This is a genomic window from Pyxidicoccus sp. M15 (genome assembly GCF_056858435.1).
In genome coordinates this window covers 12,930,571-12,948,667 of the sequence record NZ_CM166495.1, presented here as the reverse complement: position 1 = coordinate 12,948,667, position 18,097 = coordinate 12,930,571, and the positions used below count along the sequence as shown (strand labels likewise).

The following is an 18,097-nucleotide window of genomic DNA, read 5'->3' as shown; positions in this document are numbered from 1 at the left end:
CCCTGACTTCAGCCCGCGGAATAGAGGTCCGGGGACTGGGAGATGAACGAGTGGTCGCGGGGCGGCTGGTCCTCTTGCGCCGGCGCATACAGCCCGTCGGTGCTGCCGGGGTTGTTGATGAGCGAGAGGAAGTTGTCGGCAATCTCCCGGTATATCTGGTCGGCCGTGCGGGTGCCGTTGTTGAACGCGCGGGACTGGGCCTCCGTCCAGCCCTTGTTGAAGGCCACCATCAGTGCCCAGTCGGGCTGGGCGGCGTCCAGCCCGGGCCACGAGGTCAGCATGGGGCCGAAGGGCGTCTGCTGCGTGCCCACGCCCTGCGCGGCGTCCTCCGCCGAGGGCATGGCGTCCGGGTAGACCTGCTGCGCCTTGTAGAGCGTGAGGTTCGCGAAGACCATCAGGTTGTAATACGGGTCCTGCACCACGCGGGCCATGTCGATGTCCGGCATCTGCAGCGTGAGGTTGGCGTCCGCCAGGAAGGGGTCCGCGGCGGTGCCCTGGATGCGCTGGCCGTTCTGGTAGACCTCCACGGACGCGGCGATGGTGGACGTGGGGAAGGTGAGCTGCGTGAGCCCCAGCCCCAGCGTGTCGCCCGTGGTGCGCTCTCCCTGCGCGACGCCCGCGTCCCAGCCGATGTTGACGGGCACCTGCTGGCCGTTGACCTGGATGGTGGGCCAGCCGTTCCCGCCCTGGGCCTGGGTCCACAGCTGCGGGTAGCCGTCTCCGTTCATGTTCCGGTACTGGTCCTCCGGCTCCAGGAACTGACGCGGGTAGGGGTCCTGGTAGTAGCGCGCCTGGGCCTCGCCGAAGGTGTAGGCCTTGAGGATGTCGGCGGGGACGCCCGTGCGCAGCTCCACGGCCTCGAAGAGGATGAGGTACTCGTTGCGGGAGAAGTCCGTCACGCCCGACATGGCGCGCTCGGAGATGAGGTCGGCGCGGGTGAGGACGGCGGCGCGGCGCGCGCGCTCGTCGGACGGGCGGTCCGCGGGCTGGGCCGCGAGGTAGGCGTCGTACTTCGCGAGGGCGGCATTGGCGGCTTCCTCGCGGAGGGCGTTCGCCTCGGCGGTGTTCGCGCCCTGCGGAATGACCGCGTTGTCGCGCGCGGACGTGCGGATGGCGGACCGGGCGCGGTCTCCGCTGAAGCCGTCCGCCACGGACATGGAGACCAGCGCCGGGTCGATGTTCGAGCGTGAGATGGCGGCGTCCCGCTCGGGGCCCGGCGACGCGGAGAGGATGTCATGGACGGCCTGCCCGGAGGCGGTGCCGGCGACCTGGTAATGGCGGTTCTGCTGGAGGAAGTCGCCCACGGAGGACCACTGGCCGGTGGCCGGGTCCCACAGTTGGTCTCCCTGGCGGATGACGACATGGCCGGAGTCGCCCTCGGCGCCGGACCGGGTGTCGCGCAGGAAGACCACCTCGCCCTCGGCGAGCAGCCCGGGGTCGGCGGCGAGCTGCTCTCCCACCAGGTCCAGGCAGTTGGCCTGCGAGTCGCGGGTGTTCTCCGAGCGCAGCGTGGTGGCGGCGGGCTCCGAGCCCAGGTCGGGCGCTCGGGACGCGGGACGTCGCGAAGTGAAGGTGTCCTGGGGCCGGGCCGTCTTCCGGGCGGCTTCCTCGGCGGCGCGCCGGACGGCCTCCTCCGCGGCACGTCGAGCTGCTTCCGCCGCCGCGCGCCGGGCGGCTTCCTCGGCCGCGCGCCGGGCCACGTCCCCCAACGTGGATGGCGGGACCTGCGGTCCATTGATGGTGCTTCCCATGGCTGTTCCCCCTCATTGGCGTCACCCCGGCAATGGAGTGACACCTGAATCATCGAGAGCACGGCGAGGAAGGTTCATCGGGCAAGTGGCCGTGGCGGGAAACCCACCCGGCCCGGCGCGGTCCGGACGCCTCCCCGCACGGTGCGTGCATCCCTTCCGCGGGGTGTTCGCTCGGGAAGGGCTCTCATTCCCGGGGAGCCTTCCTGCTCCCGGTGTACGACAGGTCCTGGAGGGACTGCCGGGATGCGGTCATGGACTGGCCCGGGCCGCGGCTCGGCGTCATGATTGGGGAACCTGACCGGGCAGTCCTTCCCGTCTCGTCCGCCACCGGGCCGGAGTCTCGGGGGCCCGTTGTCGGGACGACGGGTGCTGATTACCGCGAGGGTTCACGGCGAGAAGGGAGGCACCGGCGTTGGAAGGCTCCCATCAGCTCATCGCGAATGCCTCCGTCAAGGCCGCGCCCGCCCCCACGAGCATCCTCATGGTGGACGACCACGAGGCGAACCTGCTCGCCCTGGAGGCCATCCTGGAGCCGCTCGGTCAGCGGCTGGTGAAGGCGTCCTCGGGGCCCGAGGCCCTGCGGTGGCTCTTGCGCGAGGACTTCGCCCTCCTGCTGCTCGACGTGCAGATGCCGGGGATGGACGGCTTCGAGACGGCGCGCCTCATCCGCCAGCGGCAGCGCACGCGCTACACGCCCATCATCTTCCTCACCGCGCACAGCCGCGACGAGGCGCACCTGGTGCACGGCTACGCGACGGGCGCGGCGGACTACGTGGTGAAGCCGTTCAACCCGGACGTGCTGCGCTGGAAGGTGGAGGCCTTCGTCGCGCTGTACCGCCAGCAGCAGCGCCTGCAGGCGCAGGAGGCGGCGCTCTGGGAGCGCGAGCGGCACATCCTGGAGCGGCAGAGCGAGCTGCGCTTCCGGCGGCTGGTGGACTCGATGCCGCAGTTCGTCTGGGCGCTCCTGGTGGATGGCACCATCAGCTACGCCAACCGGGGGTGGCTGGAGTACGCGGGGCTGACCCCGCAGCAGGCGCGGCGCGGCGAGGAGGCGCGGCGCTTCATGCACCCGGAGGACCAGCCGCGTGTCCAGGACGCCTGGCTGGCGTCGCTGCGTACGGGACAGCCGCTGGAGCAGGAGTACCGGCTGCGGCGGGCGAAGGACGGCGAGTACCGCTGGTTCCTGGGCCGCACGTTGCCCGAGCGGGACGAGGAGGGCCAGCTCGTCGGCTGGATTGCCACGGCGACGGACATCGACGACGCGCGCCGGGCGGTGGAGGTGCTGAAGGCGGCCAGCGAGGCCAAGGACATGTTCCTCACCATGGCGGCACACGAGCTGCGCACGCCGCTGCAGGCGGCGCGCAGCTACGCGCACCTGGCGAAGGTGAAGGCGGGGGCGGGGGTGGACCCGGGGGTGGACAAGGCGCTGCGGGGCATCCACCGCAGCGTGAATCGCATGGCGAGCCTGGTGGAGAACCTGCTCGACGTGGGGCGGCTCCAGCGGGGCGAGCTACCCCTGCAGCCGGGCGAGGTAGACCTGGGCGTGCTGCTGCGCGAGGTGGTGGAGCACTTCCAGCCGCTGCCGGAGGAGTACCGCATCCACCTGGAGGCGCCGGAGTCGCTGGTGCTGCGGGGAGACCGGGAGCGGCTGGAGCAGGTGTTCACCAACCTGGTGGCCAATGCGCTGCGCTACTCACCCGGGGGCGGGCCGGTGCGGCTCACGGTGCGCGAGGAGCCGGGGCAGGTGCACGTGGAGGTGACGGACCGGGGGCTGGGGATTCCGCCGGGGCAGCTGGAGCACATCTTCGAGCGCTTCAGCCGCGCGCACGGAATCTCCTACGGCGGGCTGGGGTTGGGGCTGGCGATTTCGCGAGGCATCGTCGCGAGCCACGGCGGGCGCATCTGGGCGGAGTCCTCCGGCCGCGAGGGCGAGGGCAGCACGTTCCACGTCGTGCTGCCGAGGGGCTGAGCGCGAGGGCGCCCTGCTCCAGCGCTCAGGACGCCTTCCTGTCGCCAGCCGTCGCCGCGGCCCCCTCCTGATTCGGGAAGGAGATGGCACCGGGCGGCGGGACGGGCGCGGACGGCGACAGCGAGAGCAGCGTGCTGTTCGGCATGGGCCACGCTCCCGAGTACACGGCCAGCTTGCCCGCCATGGCCACGCACACGGAGATGTGGAACGTGCAGATGTACGAGATGATGCCCATGTCCCCGAACACCTGATTGATGTACGCCGCCACGATGCCCACGATGATGAGCGCGCAGGCGCGGTCCTCGGAGACGGGACTCCGGTGGTACGCGCGCACCGCCATGAACACGGTGACCACCAGGTACAGCCACACGCCCGTGTAGCCGAGCACCCCTCCGAAGGCGAACAACCCCAGCAGCGAGTCGTGCGGGTGGAAGCGGTACTGGGGGAAGACGAAGGCGATGTCCGGCAGGGGGATGGGCAGCAGGAACTCGTGCCCGTACCCCGTGCCGAGGATGGGGAACTGGGCCCACGTCGCAATCAGGTCCAGGTTCTCGATGTCCCGGTAGTCCAGGTTGCCCTCGCCGCCCTGGCCCTCGACGAGCGACTTGATGGTGTCCACCGGCGAGAAGATGCCCGTGGGCCGGTTCCACCCCACCGCGATGTAGACGGCGATGAACGGAGCGACGAACGGCAACGTCCGCACGAGGAAGCGCTTGAGCGGCGTCCACGGGTTGATGAGGAAGGCGGCCAGCAGGCAGCCCCCGAAGCTGACGTAGGCCAGTCGCCGGTCGTTGAAAATCATCCCCGTGACGATGATGGCGAGGACGGCCAGGCCCCGGATGAGGTGCGCCGCCTTCGGCTGCTCGATGAAGCGGATGAACACCACTAGGAGGCAGAAGATGAACGTCATCGAGTCCGAGTGGGACGTCGTGTACTCCACGAAGACGCCCAGGGCGGGGACGATGGCGAGCGCGAAGTAGCTGCCGACCAGGGCCTTGGTGATGCCGGCGGCGACGATGATTTTCGCGACGATGGGCCAGTCCTGCGGCCCGCGCAGGGCGTAGTGATACATGGCCACGATGAACGGCATCATCGCGGCCTGGTGCCACTGCCAGAGCGACTGCTTGAAGTCCCCGCCCCGGGCGACGCCACGCACCTCCATCCACAAGAGGGCGATGAGCGACAGCGCCGTCACCAGGATGAGCGGCCGGGGCATGGGCGGCGTCGGCGGGTCGATTGTGGACCCCACCACCCGCCGGTACATGGCCAGCCCCATCAGCCCGACGATGATGACGTCGATGAGGGGGAAGCGCAGCGCTCCAATCTTGGTGATGTAGCTGAGCTGGGCGAACAGCAACTCCCCGATGGGGTACAGCGGGGACTCCCAGAGGCCGGACTGGGGGCGCTCGGCCACGTAGTCCACGGCCAGCGTCAGGTACGTCACCACGAAGACGGGGTAGCGGACGGGCACCTTGAGGATGACCCACACCACGGCGACGCCCAGCACGGGGGCCAGGGCGACGATGGGGTGGATGATGCCCCCTCCCACGGTGGCCAGCACCAGGAAGCCGAGGAGCGCGAGGTAGCGCAGGTAGGGTGGGCGCTCGGGGGAGTACATCGTGGGCGGGAGGAGGCTACATCTGGAGGCTGGGTTGGGATAGATGGAGCGGCACGCATGCCTGCTTCCCGCCCTCGTGTCCTCCTGATTGCCGAGCTGTGCAACCCCGACTGGGTGAGCGTCCCGCTGGAAGGGTGGTCGCTCTACCGCGCGCTGACCGAGGTGGCGGACGTCCACCTCGTCACCCACGTGCGCAACCGGGAGAACATCCTGAAGCAGGGCGTGCAGGAGGGCGCGGGCTTTACGGCATTGGACTCGACGCCGGTGGAGAAGCCGCTCGACAAGGTGGGGCAGCTCTTGCGCGGCAGCGCGGGCGTGGGCTGGACGACGGCCACGGCGCTGAGCGCGCTGCCGTACTACTACTTCGAGGAGGTGCTCTGGCAGCGCTTCGGCGCGCGCATCCAGGCGAAGGAGTTCGACCTGGTGCACCGCTACACGCCCATCAGCCCCACCACGCCGAGCACGCTGGCGGCGCGCTGCAAGGCGGCCGGGGTGCCCTTCCTGATGGGGCCGCTGAACGGCGGCCTGCCGTGGCCCAAGGGCTTCGGCGGTGCGCGGCGGCGGGAGAAGGAGTGGCTCAGCTACGTGCGTGACGTCTACAAGCTGATGCCCTTCTACAAGTCCACGCGGGAGAACGCGTCGGCCATCCTCACGGGCTCGCGGGCGACGCGGGGGCAGGTGGCCCAGAAGTGGCAGTCGAAGACGGTGTACATCCCGGAGAACGCCATCGACACGCGGCGCTTCGGCTCGGCGAAGTCGGAGGGCCCGGTGGAGTTGCCGCTGCGGGTGGCCTTCGTGGGGCGCTTCGTGCCGTACAAGGGCATGGCCATGCTGATGGAGGCGGCGGCGCCGCTCATCCGCGAGGGCAAGGTGGTGCTGGAGTACATCGGGGATGGGCAGGAGATGCCGAACCTGCGGGCGCAGGCGGCGCGGGAGGGGATTGAGGCGGGGGTGACGTTCGCCGGGTGGGTGAAGCACCAGGAGCTGCAAGGAAGGCTGGCGAAGAACCACGTCTTCGGCTTCCCGAGCGTGCGCGAGTTCGGCGGCGCGGTGGTGTGCGAGGCGATGGCGCTGGGGCTGGTACCGATTGTGATGGACTACGGCGGGCCGGGAGAAATCGTGAGCCCGGCGACGGGCTTCGCGATTCCGATGGGGACGCCGGAGGAAATCGTGGTGCGGGTGCGCGAGGTGCTGGCGAAGCTGGCGGCGGACCCGTCCGTCATCCGTCCCATGGGCGAGCGTGCCCGGGAGCGCGTCTTCAAGTACTTCACGTGGCAGGCGAAGGCCGGGCAGGTGCTGGAGGTGTACCGCTGGCTGCTCGGCGAGCGCGGGCAGCCCGACTGGGGCATGCCGCTGGCGGACTGACGGCCGCGCTCAGGGCCTTCACGCACGAAACCAAAACTCCATTTTAGTTTCGTGCACGCCCACCTGCTCCCACCTCAAGGCACCGTGGGCACGCGGTCGAAGTCCATGGTGCTCACCGGGGCGAAGCGCTCGAACCGGTCCTCTCGCTGGTCCAGGGCTCGCGCCTTGCGGATCAGCTCCCCCAACTCCGTCACATCCGCCCGGCCCTTCAGCGGCTGGCCAACCTCTTCCCACAGCGACACCAGCCCGTCGTACGTCAGCGGCCGCGTCCAGTACGAGCCGCGGAGCTTCTCCGCGAACGCCGCCGCCACGTACGACAGCCGCGTGGGCGGCGCGGCCCGGCCATACGCCGTGCGCACCAGCGACGACGGCAGCGGCTTCTCCAGCAGCTTCGACTCCCCACCCTCCGGCGCCTTGTAGCGGATGCGCAGCGTGCCGAAGGACGCGGCGGGCTCGCGCAGCTTCACCTCGTACAGCGCGGTGACGGCGTGTCCCGCGCCCACCTCGCCCGCGTCCACGCGGTCATCCGCGAACTGCTCCTTCGTCAGCAGCCGGTTCTCGTAGCCAATCAGCCGGTAGCGCACGACGGCCTTCGGGTCGAACTCCACCTGCAGCTTCACGTCCTTCGCCACCACCTGCAGCGTCCCCGTGAGGTTCTGCACGAAGATGCGCCGCGCCTCCTCCAGCCGGTCCACGTACGCGTAGTTCCCCTCGCCCACGTGCGACAGCCGCTCCATCAGCACGTCGTTGTAGTTCCCCATCCCGAAGCCCACCGTGGACAGGGTGATGCCCCGCGACGCGTGCTCCTTCACCCGCGCCCAGATGCCGTCCGCGTCGGTGATGCCGTTGTTCGCCACCCCGTCCGAGCAAAGGATGACGCGGTTGATGCCCCCCTCCACCACGTGCTTCGCCGCGAGCGCGTAGCCCATCTCCAGCCCCTCCTGCGCATTCGTGGAGCCCTCGCTCGACACGCTGTTGATGGCGCTCAAGAGCTTCTGCTTCTGCGTCGCGTTCGTCGGCCCGAGCACCAGCCGGGCCCGCGAGCCGTAGACGACGATGGACACCCGGTCCCGCTCGTCCAGCGCGTCCACCAGCAGCCGCAGCGCGCGCTTCACCAGCCCGAGCCGCTCCTCGCCCTCCATGGAGCCGGACACGTCGATGACGAAGACGAGGTGGCTCGGCTTGCGCTCCTCCGCGCTCACCTCGTGCGCCTTCACGCCGATGTGCACCACCTGGTAGCCCTTGCGCGCCGGAGAGGGAAAGCCCTCCACGTGGACGCTGAAGGGCGCATCCGGCTCCGCCGCGTAGCCGTAGTCGAAGCTGTTGACGAACTCCTCCACGCGCACGGCCTGCTCGTCCGGCAGCGCCCCGCGCTCCAGGTACGCGCGCGTCAGCGTGTACGCGGCCGTGTCCGTGTCCACGGAGAACGTGGAGAAGCGCTCCTCCTCCGTCGTCACCGTCGGATTCACCCCGTGCCCCTTGAAGTACATGTCGAGGAAGGAGCCCTCCCTGGCCGGCACGGCACGCTCGGACGACACGCGAACCCGGGTCGCGGGTGCGGCGGGAGTCCCCGTCACCTGGGGGCTCGCGTTGATGCCGTAGGCGGGCTCGGACGAGGACAGTCCATCCACCACCCAGCCGTTTTCCGGCTCCGTCGAGCCGTTGAGGGACACACCGAAGGTGTCCGCCTGGGCGGCAGGCGCCAGTTCGGCCAGGGTGTCGAAGGAGTGGGCCGCGCCGGCCTTGCCACCCGGCTGGGCCACGGCGATGCGCCGGATGAACTCCTGGTCCACCCGGACGCCCGTCGTCGTGGAGCCCACGTCGATGGTCGGCGGGGTGCCGACAATCTCCGCCATCTCACCGAGCGACGCGGGAAGCAGCTCCACGTTCACTCGGATGGTGCGGTTGGGACGCAGCTGGATGTCTGCGCGCGCGTATGGCTTGTGGTCTTCCGTCTCGAACCGGAGCGTGTAGACGCCCGGCGGAAGCTGGGGAATCCGGTAGTGGCCCTGCGCGTCGGTGACCACGACCTGGTCGCCCGGGCCCGGGAGCTTGGGAGAAATCGCGCTGACGACGACGTCGGGAAGGGGCTGCCGTGTCTGCGCGTCGATGACGGTGCCGATGATGATGCTGGTACCCGTACCGGCATCCGGCTGTGCCACGGCGGGGGCGGCCATCATCAGGAGACCGCAGACCAGGCTGCGAGTGAGGGAGTGCATCGGTGCCACCTCGGTGAATCGGGAGGTGGCCATCTTCCGGACGACGCGCGCCGCGTTCCGCACGGGGGGCTCAGCGCTTCATCACGGTTCCCTCATGGCGGGTAGTCCGCGAATTACAGGGCACAGCACCTGGCCTCGCGGGGAGGGGGGCTCCTCAAGAGGGCCTGCTTTGTGGGTAGTCTGTCGTTGGGTGCCGGCGGCGCCGTAAGCGCGCCAGGGAATCAGCAGACAGCGAGTGTCAGTGATGATGATTGAAGACCCGTCGGGGCTGCTCCAGCGCATTCCGGAGCTGCGGGCGTTGTGTGAGGACTCGAAGGTGCGCCGGGCGGTGGAGCGCGGCGACCCGTTCAAGGTGTACCGGGCACTCATGTGGGCGCGGTGGCTCGGCAGGCTGCGCTCGCACCGCGAGGTGCTCGACACGCTGCTGCGCCGTCGCCGTCTCTTCGCCCGGCCGCTCAAGGACAAGAGCCTCTTTCTCGGCACCCTCAACGGCTTCGGCGCCACCCTGCTGGGCGACGCGGAGCCGGACCCGCACGACGGCACCTCCATCGCGACGCATGCGCTGGTCGCGCTCTTCGTGCTCCCGCTCCTTCCCCTGGGCGCCTACGTGGTGCGCCCGGGCGAGGGCAGCGGCCCGATGAGCCGCTCCTGGACGTTCTTCGCGCGCGTGCCGCTGGGGACGCTGCCGTGGATGTGGAGCCGGGCGGTGGCGCTCTCCGTCATCGCCCTGGTGGCCACCGGCGCGGCGCGGGCCTTCCATGCCTCGCGCTACCGCGACGTGTACGTGGCCAACGGCTTCGAGGAGCCGTTGAACGTCACGCTGGGTGGCTCGACGCAGGAGGTGCCCGCGCGCCAGGTGGTCTCCATCACCGTGCCCATGGGCACGCAGCCGGTGCGCGCCGTCACGAGCGGCGGCGCGGAAGTGGACGCGACGGAGCTGAACGTCACGTCACATCCAGGCGTGCTGGCGTGGAACATCGCGGGCGCCATGCCGCTCTACCTGGCGCGGGTCGTCTACACCGAGCGCCCCAACCCCGATGGGAACGGGGAGAAGCCGACGGTGTTCTGCGGGCAGCGCATCGTCGAGCTGGGTGAGGTGGACTACGTCCTCACCGACCCGCCCGAGTCGCTCAGCATCCCGAAGGGCAGCAGCCACGTCGCGCGCAGCCACCTGGGCATCGCGGTGCCGGCGGAGCCCCCGCTCCAGGTGTGCTTCAGCTACCTGGCGGCGAATGACAAGCTGGGCCAGGCGGTGCCCTTCACCGAGGCGGCGGCCCGGGTGTCGGGGTGGACCAGGGAAGAGGCCGCGCGTGCATTCCAGGCGGCGATGGCCGCGGGCCCGGCGGAGGCGGCACGGGTCTCCAAGGCGTGGCGGGAGGCGCGCCCGGACGACTCCGACGCCCACCGCACGTACCAGTGGGCCGCCCAGCGCAATGGCCAGCTCGAGGCCATCACCGCCGAGTACGCCGAGCGCGCCCGGGCGGCGCCGGACTCGTCGACCGCCCAGTACCTCCATGCCCGCCTGCTGCGCGGGCCCGAGGCCACGCGCGCCATGGAGCAGCACGCCGCGCGCTTCCCGAAGGACGCCAACCTCCTGCGGGCGTTGACCCATGGCCGCTACCTCGCCGGGGACTGGGAGGGAACGACGCGAAGCTTCTCGCAGCTGCGTGCCGAGAACGAGAAGGAGGCGGCGGAGGTCCTCGAGGCGCAGACGACCGCGCTCGTGGCGCTCGGCCGTCCGGCGGAGGCGCTCGAGCTGCTGAAGCACTTCTTCGAGTCCGACAATCCGCGCACGCGGGCCCGGAGCGCCGAGCTCTACGCGCTCGTCACGGCGCACACGGGCCAGGGCCAGCCGGACGCGCTCGTCGCCGCGCTCGAGAGTGAGGGCAAAAGCGAAGGCGAGATGTTCACCTGGCTGCGGGTGCGTGCCCGGCTGCCGGTGAAGGAGGAGTCCGAACAGCCCGGCACCCGGTTGATGCAGCTGATTGGGAAGGACCCGAAGGCGGCGCTGGCGGTGGCTCCGCGCGTGGCGATGTACGAGCTCGTCAGGCTCTCCGCGGAGGCCTGGGCGCTGGCCTATGGCGAGGCGGTGCGCACCGGGGCGGCGGAGAGCGAGCGCGCCCTCGCCGGCGCCCCGTTCCTCCAGCCCGAGGACCTGGACGGGTTCCGGCGCTTCATCCGCGGGGAGAGCGGCTCGCTGGACACGAGCGAGCTGACGCCGGACATCCGCGCGGCGGCGTACTTCCTCCGCTCGCGCAACGCGGCGCTGCCGGAGCGCGAGCGCAAGCGGCTGGTGGAGCAGGCCCGACAGGAGGACTGGCTCCACGGGCCGGTCAGCGAGGCGATTGCGTCATGGAGTCCGTGAATCCTCCGGGCATGGCCCGGCGCGCGGCGCTGACGGTGGTCCTCTGGGCGGGCTTCTGGCTGCTGGGGCTCGCCGTCGCGGGGGCCCTGCTCTGGGTGCCCGTGGCCGAGGCGCGCTACACCGGCTCCATGGGGCTCGCCGGAATCATGGCGGCGCTGGGCGCGGCGACGGTGCTGTGGGCGCTGCGCCCGCGAGGCTGGTTCACCCGCCAGAGCAACGACGCGAAGCCCCTGTCGCGCGAGGAGTTCCCCGAGCTGTTCAAGCTGCTGGACCAGGTGGCCACGCGGGCGGGCACGGCCGCGCCGCGCAAGGTGTACCTGTCCGGTGAGGCCACGGCCTTCATCGGCATGGAGCGGCGCTGGCTGGGCCTGAAGCGCGAGCCGGTGGTGGGCATCGGCCTGCCGCTGTTCGCCTTCCTGGACCGCGAGGAGCTGGCCTCCGTCCTGGCGCACGAGTACGGCCACCAGACGGGCGGCGACCTCTCGCTGGGGCCGTGGGTGTACCGCACGCGCAGGTCCATCGCCCTGGCGGTGGACTCGCTGGAGGACTCGGCCTTCTTCCTGGACGTGCCCTTCCAGCTCTACGGGCGGTTCTTCCTGCGCATGTCGGGCACGGTGTCCCGGCAGCAGGAGCTGGCGGCGGATGCGCTCGCGGCGTCGGTCTGCGGGCCCCGTCCCACGGCCGAGGCCCTGCGCAAGGTGCACGCGCTGGCACCCCTGTGGGGCGCGTACTTCGCGCATGAGCTGGTGCCGCTCTTCGAGCAGCGCGTGCGCGTGCCGATGCTGGAGGGGTTTCGCCGCTTCGTGGCCGAGGAGCGCCGCCGCCGCGACGTGGAGGAGGGCCTGCGCGAGGTGCTGGAGCGGCCGCCCTCTCCGTGGGACTCGCACCCTCCGCTGGAGGAGCGGCTGCGCGGGCTGGGGCGCTCCGGGGACTCCGGAGCCGCGGCGGCCTCGCAGCCGCTGACGGGGTGCCTGGAGCTGCTCGGCGGCGAGCAGGCGGCGGAGGAGGCGTGGTTCGAGCGCGCCGTCATCGAGGGACTGGTGTCGCTGCGGTGGGAGGAGCTGCCGGAGAAGGTCCTCGTGCCGGACATGCAGAAGCAGTGGGCGGGCTCGGCCATCGACCCGAGCCGCATGTCGCTGCGAGAGCTGCCGGGGCTGCTGAAGGAGGGCGAGGCGCTGTGGCAGCGCATCCGTCCTCCGGGCATCGAGCTGCTGTCACCGGAGGGGCAGCGGCAGCGCGTGCGGCAGCTGCTGGTGGGGTGGCTCGGCTCGGCGCTGGCGCACCGGGGCTTCACTCCCGAGCTGCGTCCCGGTGCCTACTTGCGGATGACCTGCGATGACGTCTCGGTGGAGCCGCAGGCCATCGTCGAGCGGCTGACGACGGGGGCGCTCACCGAGGCGCAGTACCTGGAGGCGTGCGAGGTGCTGGAGTCGGCCGCGCTGCAGCGGACGGCGGCGGCGGGGTAGAGGGACCGCGCCGCCGCCCTTCCTTCAGGGCCTCTCGGCCTCGCGCGTGGTGCGCACCCACTCGCCGCGCTTCTCCGCGCCGGGGCCGCGCAGCATGAGGCCCACCTTCCACACCACGTAGACGGGCGCCCAGGCCAAATCCAACAGGCCGCGAGGGCCCACGCCGGACACCCACCAGCCGCGCAGCACGTACGCGCCCAGCGACGCCAGGCCGAAGCCCGCCACGCTCGACGCCAGCACCGCCGTGCCCCCGGACAGCCACGCCACCACCGCCGCCGCCACCGCGCCGCCTACCACGGCCAGCACCAGCTGGCTCAGCGGCGGCACCAGCACGTCCATGGACAGGTCCAGCAAGAGCCCGCTGCGCTCACGCAGCGCCGTGCTCAACAGCGGCCACCCGTGCAGCTTGCGCATCTGCTTGCGCCCGCCCTCCCAGCGCTGGCGCTGCGAGCGGCTCTGCTTCTCGCCGGACACCATCTCCCCGAGCACCTCCGCCTCCCAGGCGTAGTGCACGCGGTGGCCCTTCTTGCCCAGGCGGATGCCGTACTCCAGGTCCTCCACCACGCTGAAGGCGTCGTGCGGCACCTCGCGCAGCACCGCGTGCGTGAAGCACATGCCGTTGCCGCGCAGGCCGCAGGACACGCCCAGCGCCTCGCGGCCCAGCGAGCGCACCTTGTGGAACATGCCCAGCGCAATCGTAATCAGCCGCGTGCGCCACGACGCCGTCGGGTTCATCACGCCGTAGTGCGCCTGCACCGCGTGCGCGCCCTGCTCCAGCCGGGCCGCGTACGCGTGCAGCAGGTTGGGGGACACCACCGTGTCCGCGTCCACCACCACCACCGCGTCGGCGAAGCCGTCCTTCTGGCTGAACTCGAAGGCGTACGCCAGGGCGTAGCCCTTGCCGCGCTTCTCCGTGTCGTGCCGCTCCAGCACCGTGGCGCCCGCCTCGCGCGCCTTCTGTGCCGTCGCGTCCGAGCAGTTGTCCGCCACCACGAGGATGCGCCGCAGCGCGCCCGGGTAGTCCACCGCGGACAGGTTCGCCACCGTCCGGGCGATGCCCAGCTCCTCGTTGTGCGACGGAATCACCACGTCGAACTTCCGCGTGGGCGCCGGAGGCACCGGTGCCGTCCGCCGCCACGACAGCAACGTCAACAGCAGCAGATAGCCGCAGGCCGCCGCCACCGGCAGCAGCCCCACACACAGCGCCAGGTCCACCCAGGTCCACACCGTCACGACTGTCTCCCCCGCTGGCGCGTCAGCGCCGCTCAGGCTTTCCCTAGCGCCGCTCCAACTGTGCGAGCACCGGCAGCTTCAGCAACCGCTCCACCTGCCACCGCTCCAGAATCCGACGACGGATGATGTCCAGCGCCACCGCCGCGAAGATGCCCATGGCGATGCCACCCACCACGCCCGCGGCGACGATGAGCTGCACCTTCGGCTTGGACGGCTTCTCCGGGAAGGTGGGCGGCGCCAGCACGCTGAAGCGGTGCTTCATGGACGCGCGCGAAATCTCCAGCTCCGTCCGCGACTGGTCCAGCCGCCGCATCTTCTCCCCGTACCGGGCCACCAGCATGCGGATGCGGTCCGTCGCCACCGACACCTCCGGGTTGTCCCCGATGGACGGGCCCATCGGCCCCGCGGCCAGCCCCGTCGTGGTGAGGCCGGACTCCAGCTCCGCCGGGTTGCCGCCGTTGCGCATGTACTCGTTGATGAGCTCCGTCAGCTCCGAGCGCAGCGCCACCAGCTGCGGCGAGTCCTCCGTGAGCGCGGCGATGCGCTGCTCGATGTCCGTAATCTGCGGGTGCTGCGGCGAGTACATGACGCGCGCCTCGGAGAGCTGGTTGCGCAGCTCCGTCAGCCGCCGCGCGCGGAACTCCTCCACGTCGCTGATGGCCCGGCGCTTCGTCTGAATCATGAAGCGCATCTGCGCCAGCATGTGGTCGGTGTTGATGAGCCCGCCGCCCACCGTCTGGATGCTCTTCTTGCCGGACTTCTCCTCCTCCTTGCGGCGCCTGGCCTCCAGGCGCTTCACCGTCGCCTCCCAGTCCGCGACGGCCTTCTTCACCCCTTCGGCTTCCTCCACCACCTGCTTCTCCAGGATGGTGATGGCCTCCTGCACCGCGCCCATCTCCGCCGACTGGCGCATGTCGAGGAAGTTCTTCTGCGCCGCCTCCACGATGTTCAGCGCCAGCTGCGGGTCCGCCCAGTCCACGCCGATGGTGACGGTGCCGCTGCCGCCCTCCACCATGACAATCAGCGACTGCTCCAGCATGGCGACGAGCGCCTCTTCCTTGGCCTTGTCCTCCATGGGCGCCGGCGGCTTCTTCGTCACCTTCTCCTTCAGCTTGGAGATGGGCGAGCGCATCAGCTCCCAGTACTCGACGAGCTTCGCCTCGTGGACGATGGTCTTCAGGCTGTCGTACTTCATGATCATCTCCCACGCGGAGCGCGTGGGCTGGTCCGCGTCCACGGGGATGGAGCGCCCGGGGTTGGCCAGCGAGGCGATGATGAAGTTGCGCTGCGTCAGCAGCCGTGTTTCCACGTGGTACTTGCGCGGCATGATCTTGCTCACGCCCACGCCCATCGCGGACACCAGCCCCATCACCACCAGGGCGAGGAACCAGTGCCGCAGGATGGAGTTCTTCAGGTAGCCCACCGAGTCGATGAGCAATCCCCAGTCGATGAGGTCCGCGGGCGCGTACGTCTCCGGGCGCTCCGGAACGAACATCGGGTGGGGATGCGGCACCGCCTGCGGCTGCGGGCGCGGCCCGGAAGGCCCGGGCGCGGGCATCGTCACGACTTCCTCCTCGGCCCGTAGCCCTTCATCACCTGCTGCACCCGCCGGGTGAACTCCTCCTGGGTGAAGGGCTTGCCCAGGTAGCCGTTGGCACCCGCCTCCTCGGCGTGGGCCTTGTCCTCGGGCAAGTCCCGCGCGCTCACCACCAGCACCGGCACGTCCTTCATCGCCGGGGTGCGGCGGATGACTTCACACAGGTCGTAGCCGGAGATGTCCGGCAGCGTCAGGTCCAGGCACACCAGGTCCGGACACGAGGCGGTCTCCAGGTGCTTGAGCGCCGCGCGGCCGCTGGGCAGCTCCACCACCTCCTCGAAACCCATGTCCCGCAGGTAGTCGCCCAGCATCTTCCGGAAGAAGGGGGCGTCCTCCACCAGGAAAACGGTCTGCAGTTGAGGCTCCATCCGTCGTCAGCCTTTCTTCGGAAAGCGTGCTCAGCCGAACCCGAGCCTCGGCACCCAGACGAGGACGCCGTACGTGTATGCCGCGTTGAAGAGGACGATCCACAGGATGGCCTTCTTCAACCCCCGCACGGGGTGCGGGTCCCTGGCCGCCATCGCGGGCAGGACGATGGTCATGAAGAGCACGGACATCAGGATGAGCTTCGCCATGTCTAGCGCCCTTAGAGGATACCAGTTTGCCGCACGGACAGGCCCAGCGAGGCGGCCCAGGTCAGGCGGGCCGCTGGCAGCTCGGGCGAGCGGCTCCACGTGCTCCGCGTGTCGACATCCACTGAGACCCAACGTGTAAGAAACCACGAAGCCGACGCGCCTCCGTTGATGATGCGGTCCCCGGTGGCCCCGCCCACGGCGAAGGCGGTGCCGGCCGTGCTGGACAGCCGCACGCGCGGGCTCAAGGCCCAGCTGCCCGTCAGGGTGAGGTCGGCCCTCGGGTACACCCTACCTGTCAGGCGGTCCACGAAGGGCGTCACGCGCACGCCGACGCTGCCGTTGAAGTCCGCCGTGCGAGAGGGGATGTGGTGGCCCACCGAGAAGGTGAGGTTGGGCAGCAGCTCAAGGCGGGGGGCGTCCGCGGCGGGCCCACCCACCGGGTCCTCCGGCGGGTCTTCTGGCGGGTCCTCGGCGTCGTCCGGGGCCTCCAGGGAGTTCACCACGCTCACGCCCGCGCCCGCCTGCAGGGCCGTGCGCCGGCTCACCCGCCGGCCCCAGCCCTCCGTCAGCGTCACCACCGTGTTGTTGGCCCCGGTGGAGAAGCGGGAGTGGTTCACCGAGACGGACGTGGTGATGGCGCTCAGCGGAGTCAGCGCGCGGCTCAGCGACACGTCGAAGCGCGGGCCGTACTGCATGGGCACCGCCTCGCGCGCGGGCCCGTCCAGGCCGCCGCTGATGGAGAAGCCGGTGGAGCCGCCCAGCTGCCAGCCCGGGCCCAGCCAGCTCGTGCTGGCCGTCAGCGTCGTGGCGGAGGACAGGAAGTAGACGGTGTCGGCCTCCGGCAGGGGCTGCAGCGGGCCGCCGCCCTCGGGCGGCCTGAGCGGCCCGTCCGGGTCCGAGCCGTCGGTGTCCGGCAGCGGCAGCGCGTCCGTGGTGAAGAGGTTGACGGCGCCCAGCGTGAGCTCCTGGCCCAGGCGCAGGGACAGGCCGCGCTCCGGGCGCCAGTCCGCCGCGAGCCGGCCGCTGTGCTGGATTTCGGTGCGCGGCCGCGCGGTGATTTCGCGCAGGCTGATGCGCGGGACATAGTCCAGCAGCAGGGCCACGTTGCCGTCGCGCACCGCCAGGCCCAGGACGGGGACGATGTCCGTGTCCCCGGCGATGCCGGGGGCGTCCTCGGCCGGGTCCTCGTTGGAGCGCACCCGCGAGTCGGTCCGCAACGTCACGTCGTAGGTGACGGAGGCGGCGGACACCTCCAGCAGCGCGGCGGTGAGCGCGGCTCCCAGCACGGGCTACTCCACCACGACGACGTCGCCGGGACGCAGGCGGAAGGTCGGGGCCTTGCCCTCGGCGCGGATGAGGTCCTCGTAGCGGAAGCGGATGCGCACCGGGACGCCGTCCTCCTGCCGCATGACGAAGACGCGGTCCTTGTGGGCGTACTCGGTGAAGCCGCCCGCGCCGGCCAGCGCCTGGAGGAGGCTCGAGCCCGTCTCGATTTCCAGCGGGCCGACGTTGTTGATTTCCCCCACCATCGTCACCTTGATGGGGCGCGCCTGCTCCAGCGCCACCGTGACGACGGGGTGGTTGATGTAGTCCTTCAGGCGCGTGGAGATTTGCTGCGACAGCATGGCCGGCGAGTGCCCGGCCGCCTCCACGTCGTCCAGGAAGAGCAGGCTGATGCGCCCGTCGTCCCGCACGCGGGCCTGCGTGGTGAGCGCCTCCTGGTTCCACACGCGGATGTTGAGCAAATCCCCCGCGGCGATGCGGTAGCTCGCGTCCAGCGGGGGCGGCTTCTCCTGGTACTCGTCCACCCAGGTGTACTTGCCCAGGCCGCTGCAGCCGGCGGCCATGAGCAGCAGCGCGGCGCAGGCGAGCGCGCGAAGCGGGAGGCACGAGGAGGGCGGGGACTGGCGGGGCGCGGACGACATATGCGGCGAAGGTC

13 protein-coding genes are annotated in these 18,097 nt (G+C 70.7%); 4 read left to right on the top strand and 9 right to left on the bottom strand.

The window, feature by feature from the left end; all coding sequences use genetic code 11:
- Positions 1 to 8 precede the first annotated feature (8 nt).
- Positions 9 to 1,751 (bottom strand): hypothetical protein, encoded by a 1,743-nt coding sequence (locus ACX9TP_RS48495; RefSeq protein WP_482977547.1) that lies wholly within the window; start codon positions 1,749 to 1,751, stop codon positions 9 to 11.
- Between the two features lie 412 nt (positions 1,752 to 2,163).
- Here ACX9TP_RS48495 and epsF point away from each other — a divergent pair, with 412 nt between their 5' ends.
- Entirely contained in the window at positions 2,164 to 3,720 is a 1,557-nt protein-coding gene (gene epsF / locus ACX9TP_RS48490) for a response regulator EpsF (RefSeq protein WP_482977546.1), read from the top strand.
- Between the two features lie 25 nt (positions 3,721 to 3,745).
- Here epsF and wzy read toward each other — a convergent pair whose 3' ends face one another.
- A complete protein-coding gene (gene wzy / locus ACX9TP_RS48485) occupies positions 3,746 to 5,338 on the bottom strand; it encodes an exopolysaccharide repeat unit polymerase (RefSeq protein ID WP_482977545.1) in 1,593 nt (530 codons plus the stop codon).
- Between the two features lie 57 nt (positions 5,339 to 5,395).
- On the opposite strand from wzy, the gene epsH reads away from it, so the two are divergent.
- Positions 5,396 to 6,703, top strand: coding sequence for an exopolysaccharide biosynthesis glycosyltransferase EpsH (gene epsH, locus ACX9TP_RS48480; RefSeq protein ID WP_482977544.1), 1,308 nt, complete (start codon positions 5,396 to 5,398; stop codon positions 6,701 to 6,703).
- A gap of 74 nt (positions 6,704 to 6,777) precedes the next feature.
- Here the strand turns inward: epsH and ACX9TP_RS48475 are convergent, their stop codons facing one another.
- Complete coding sequence (locus ACX9TP_RS48475; RefSeq protein ID WP_482977543.1) at positions 6,778 to 8,922, bottom strand: YfbK domain-containing protein; 2,145 nt, start codon at positions 8,920 to 8,922, stop codon at positions 6,778 to 6,780.
- A gap of 244 nt (positions 8,923 to 9,166) precedes the next feature.
- On the opposite strand from ACX9TP_RS48475, the gene ACX9TP_RS48470 reads away from it, so the two are divergent.
- Together ACX9TP_RS48470 and ACX9TP_RS48465 are read left to right on the top strand one after the other, a co-directional pair.
- Entirely contained in the window at positions 9,167 to 11,287 is a 2,121-nt protein-coding gene (locus ACX9TP_RS48470; RefSeq protein ID WP_482977542.1) for a tetratricopeptide repeat protein, read from the top strand.
- Positions 11,275 to 12,753 carry a M48 family metallopeptidase gene (locus ACX9TP_RS48465; RefSeq protein ID WP_482977541.1) on the top strand — a complete coding sequence of 493 codons (1,479 nt, stop codon included), beginning with the start codon at positions 11,275 to 11,277 and terminating at the stop codon, positions 12,751 to 12,753. Before ACX9TP_RS48470 ends, ACX9TP_RS48465 begins: the two co-directional genes overlap by 13 nt.
- Positions 12,754 to 12,777: 24 nt before the next feature.
- Here the strand turns inward: ACX9TP_RS48465 and epsU are convergent, their stop codons facing one another.
- Genes epsU through epsY form a run of 6 tightly spaced genes read right to left on the bottom strand, consistent with a single transcriptional unit; the run spans position 12,778 to position 18,083 of the window.
- A complete protein-coding gene (epsU, locus tag ACX9TP_RS48460; RefSeq protein WP_482977540.1) occupies positions 12,778 to 13,986 on the bottom strand; it encodes an exopolysaccharide biosynthesis GT2 family glycosyltransferase EpsU in 1,209 nt (402 codons plus the stop codon).
- A gap of 43 nt (positions 13,987 to 14,029) precedes the next feature.
- Entirely contained in the window at positions 14,030 to 15,544 is a 1,515-nt protein-coding gene (gene epsV / locus ACX9TP_RS48455) for a PCP family exopolysaccharide biosynthesis protein EpsV (protein ID WP_482982339.1), read from the bottom strand.
- 2 nt (positions 15,545 to 15,546) lie between these two features.
- The gene (gene epsW, locus ACX9TP_RS48450) at positions 15,547 to 15,951 is read right to left on the bottom strand and encodes an exopolysaccharide biosynthesis response regulator EpsW (RefSeq protein WP_267858008.1); all 405 of its coding nucleotides are present in this window, start codon (positions 15,949 to 15,951) and stop codon (positions 15,547 to 15,549) included.
- Between the two features lie 30 nt (positions 15,952 to 15,981).
- Positions 15,982 to 16,158, bottom strand: coding sequence for a hypothetical protein (locus tag ACX9TP_RS48445; protein WP_482977539.1), 177 nt, complete (start codon positions 16,156 to 16,158; stop codon positions 15,982 to 15,984).
- An 11-nt stretch (positions 16,159 to 16,169) separates the two neighbouring features.
- Complete coding sequence (gene epsX, locus ACX9TP_RS48440; RefSeq protein WP_482977538.1) at positions 16,170 to 17,444, bottom strand: exopolysaccharide export protein EpsX; 1,275 nt, start codon at positions 17,442 to 17,444, stop codon at positions 16,170 to 16,172.
- 3 nt (positions 17,445 to 17,447) lie between these two features.
- Positions 17,448 to 18,083: an exopolysaccharide export protein EpsY gene (epsY, locus tag ACX9TP_RS48435; protein WP_482977537.1), complete on the bottom strand. Its 636-nt coding sequence runs from the start codon at positions 18,081 to 18,083 to the stop codon at positions 17,448 to 17,450.
- Positions 18,084 to 18,097 lie beyond the last annotated feature (14 nt).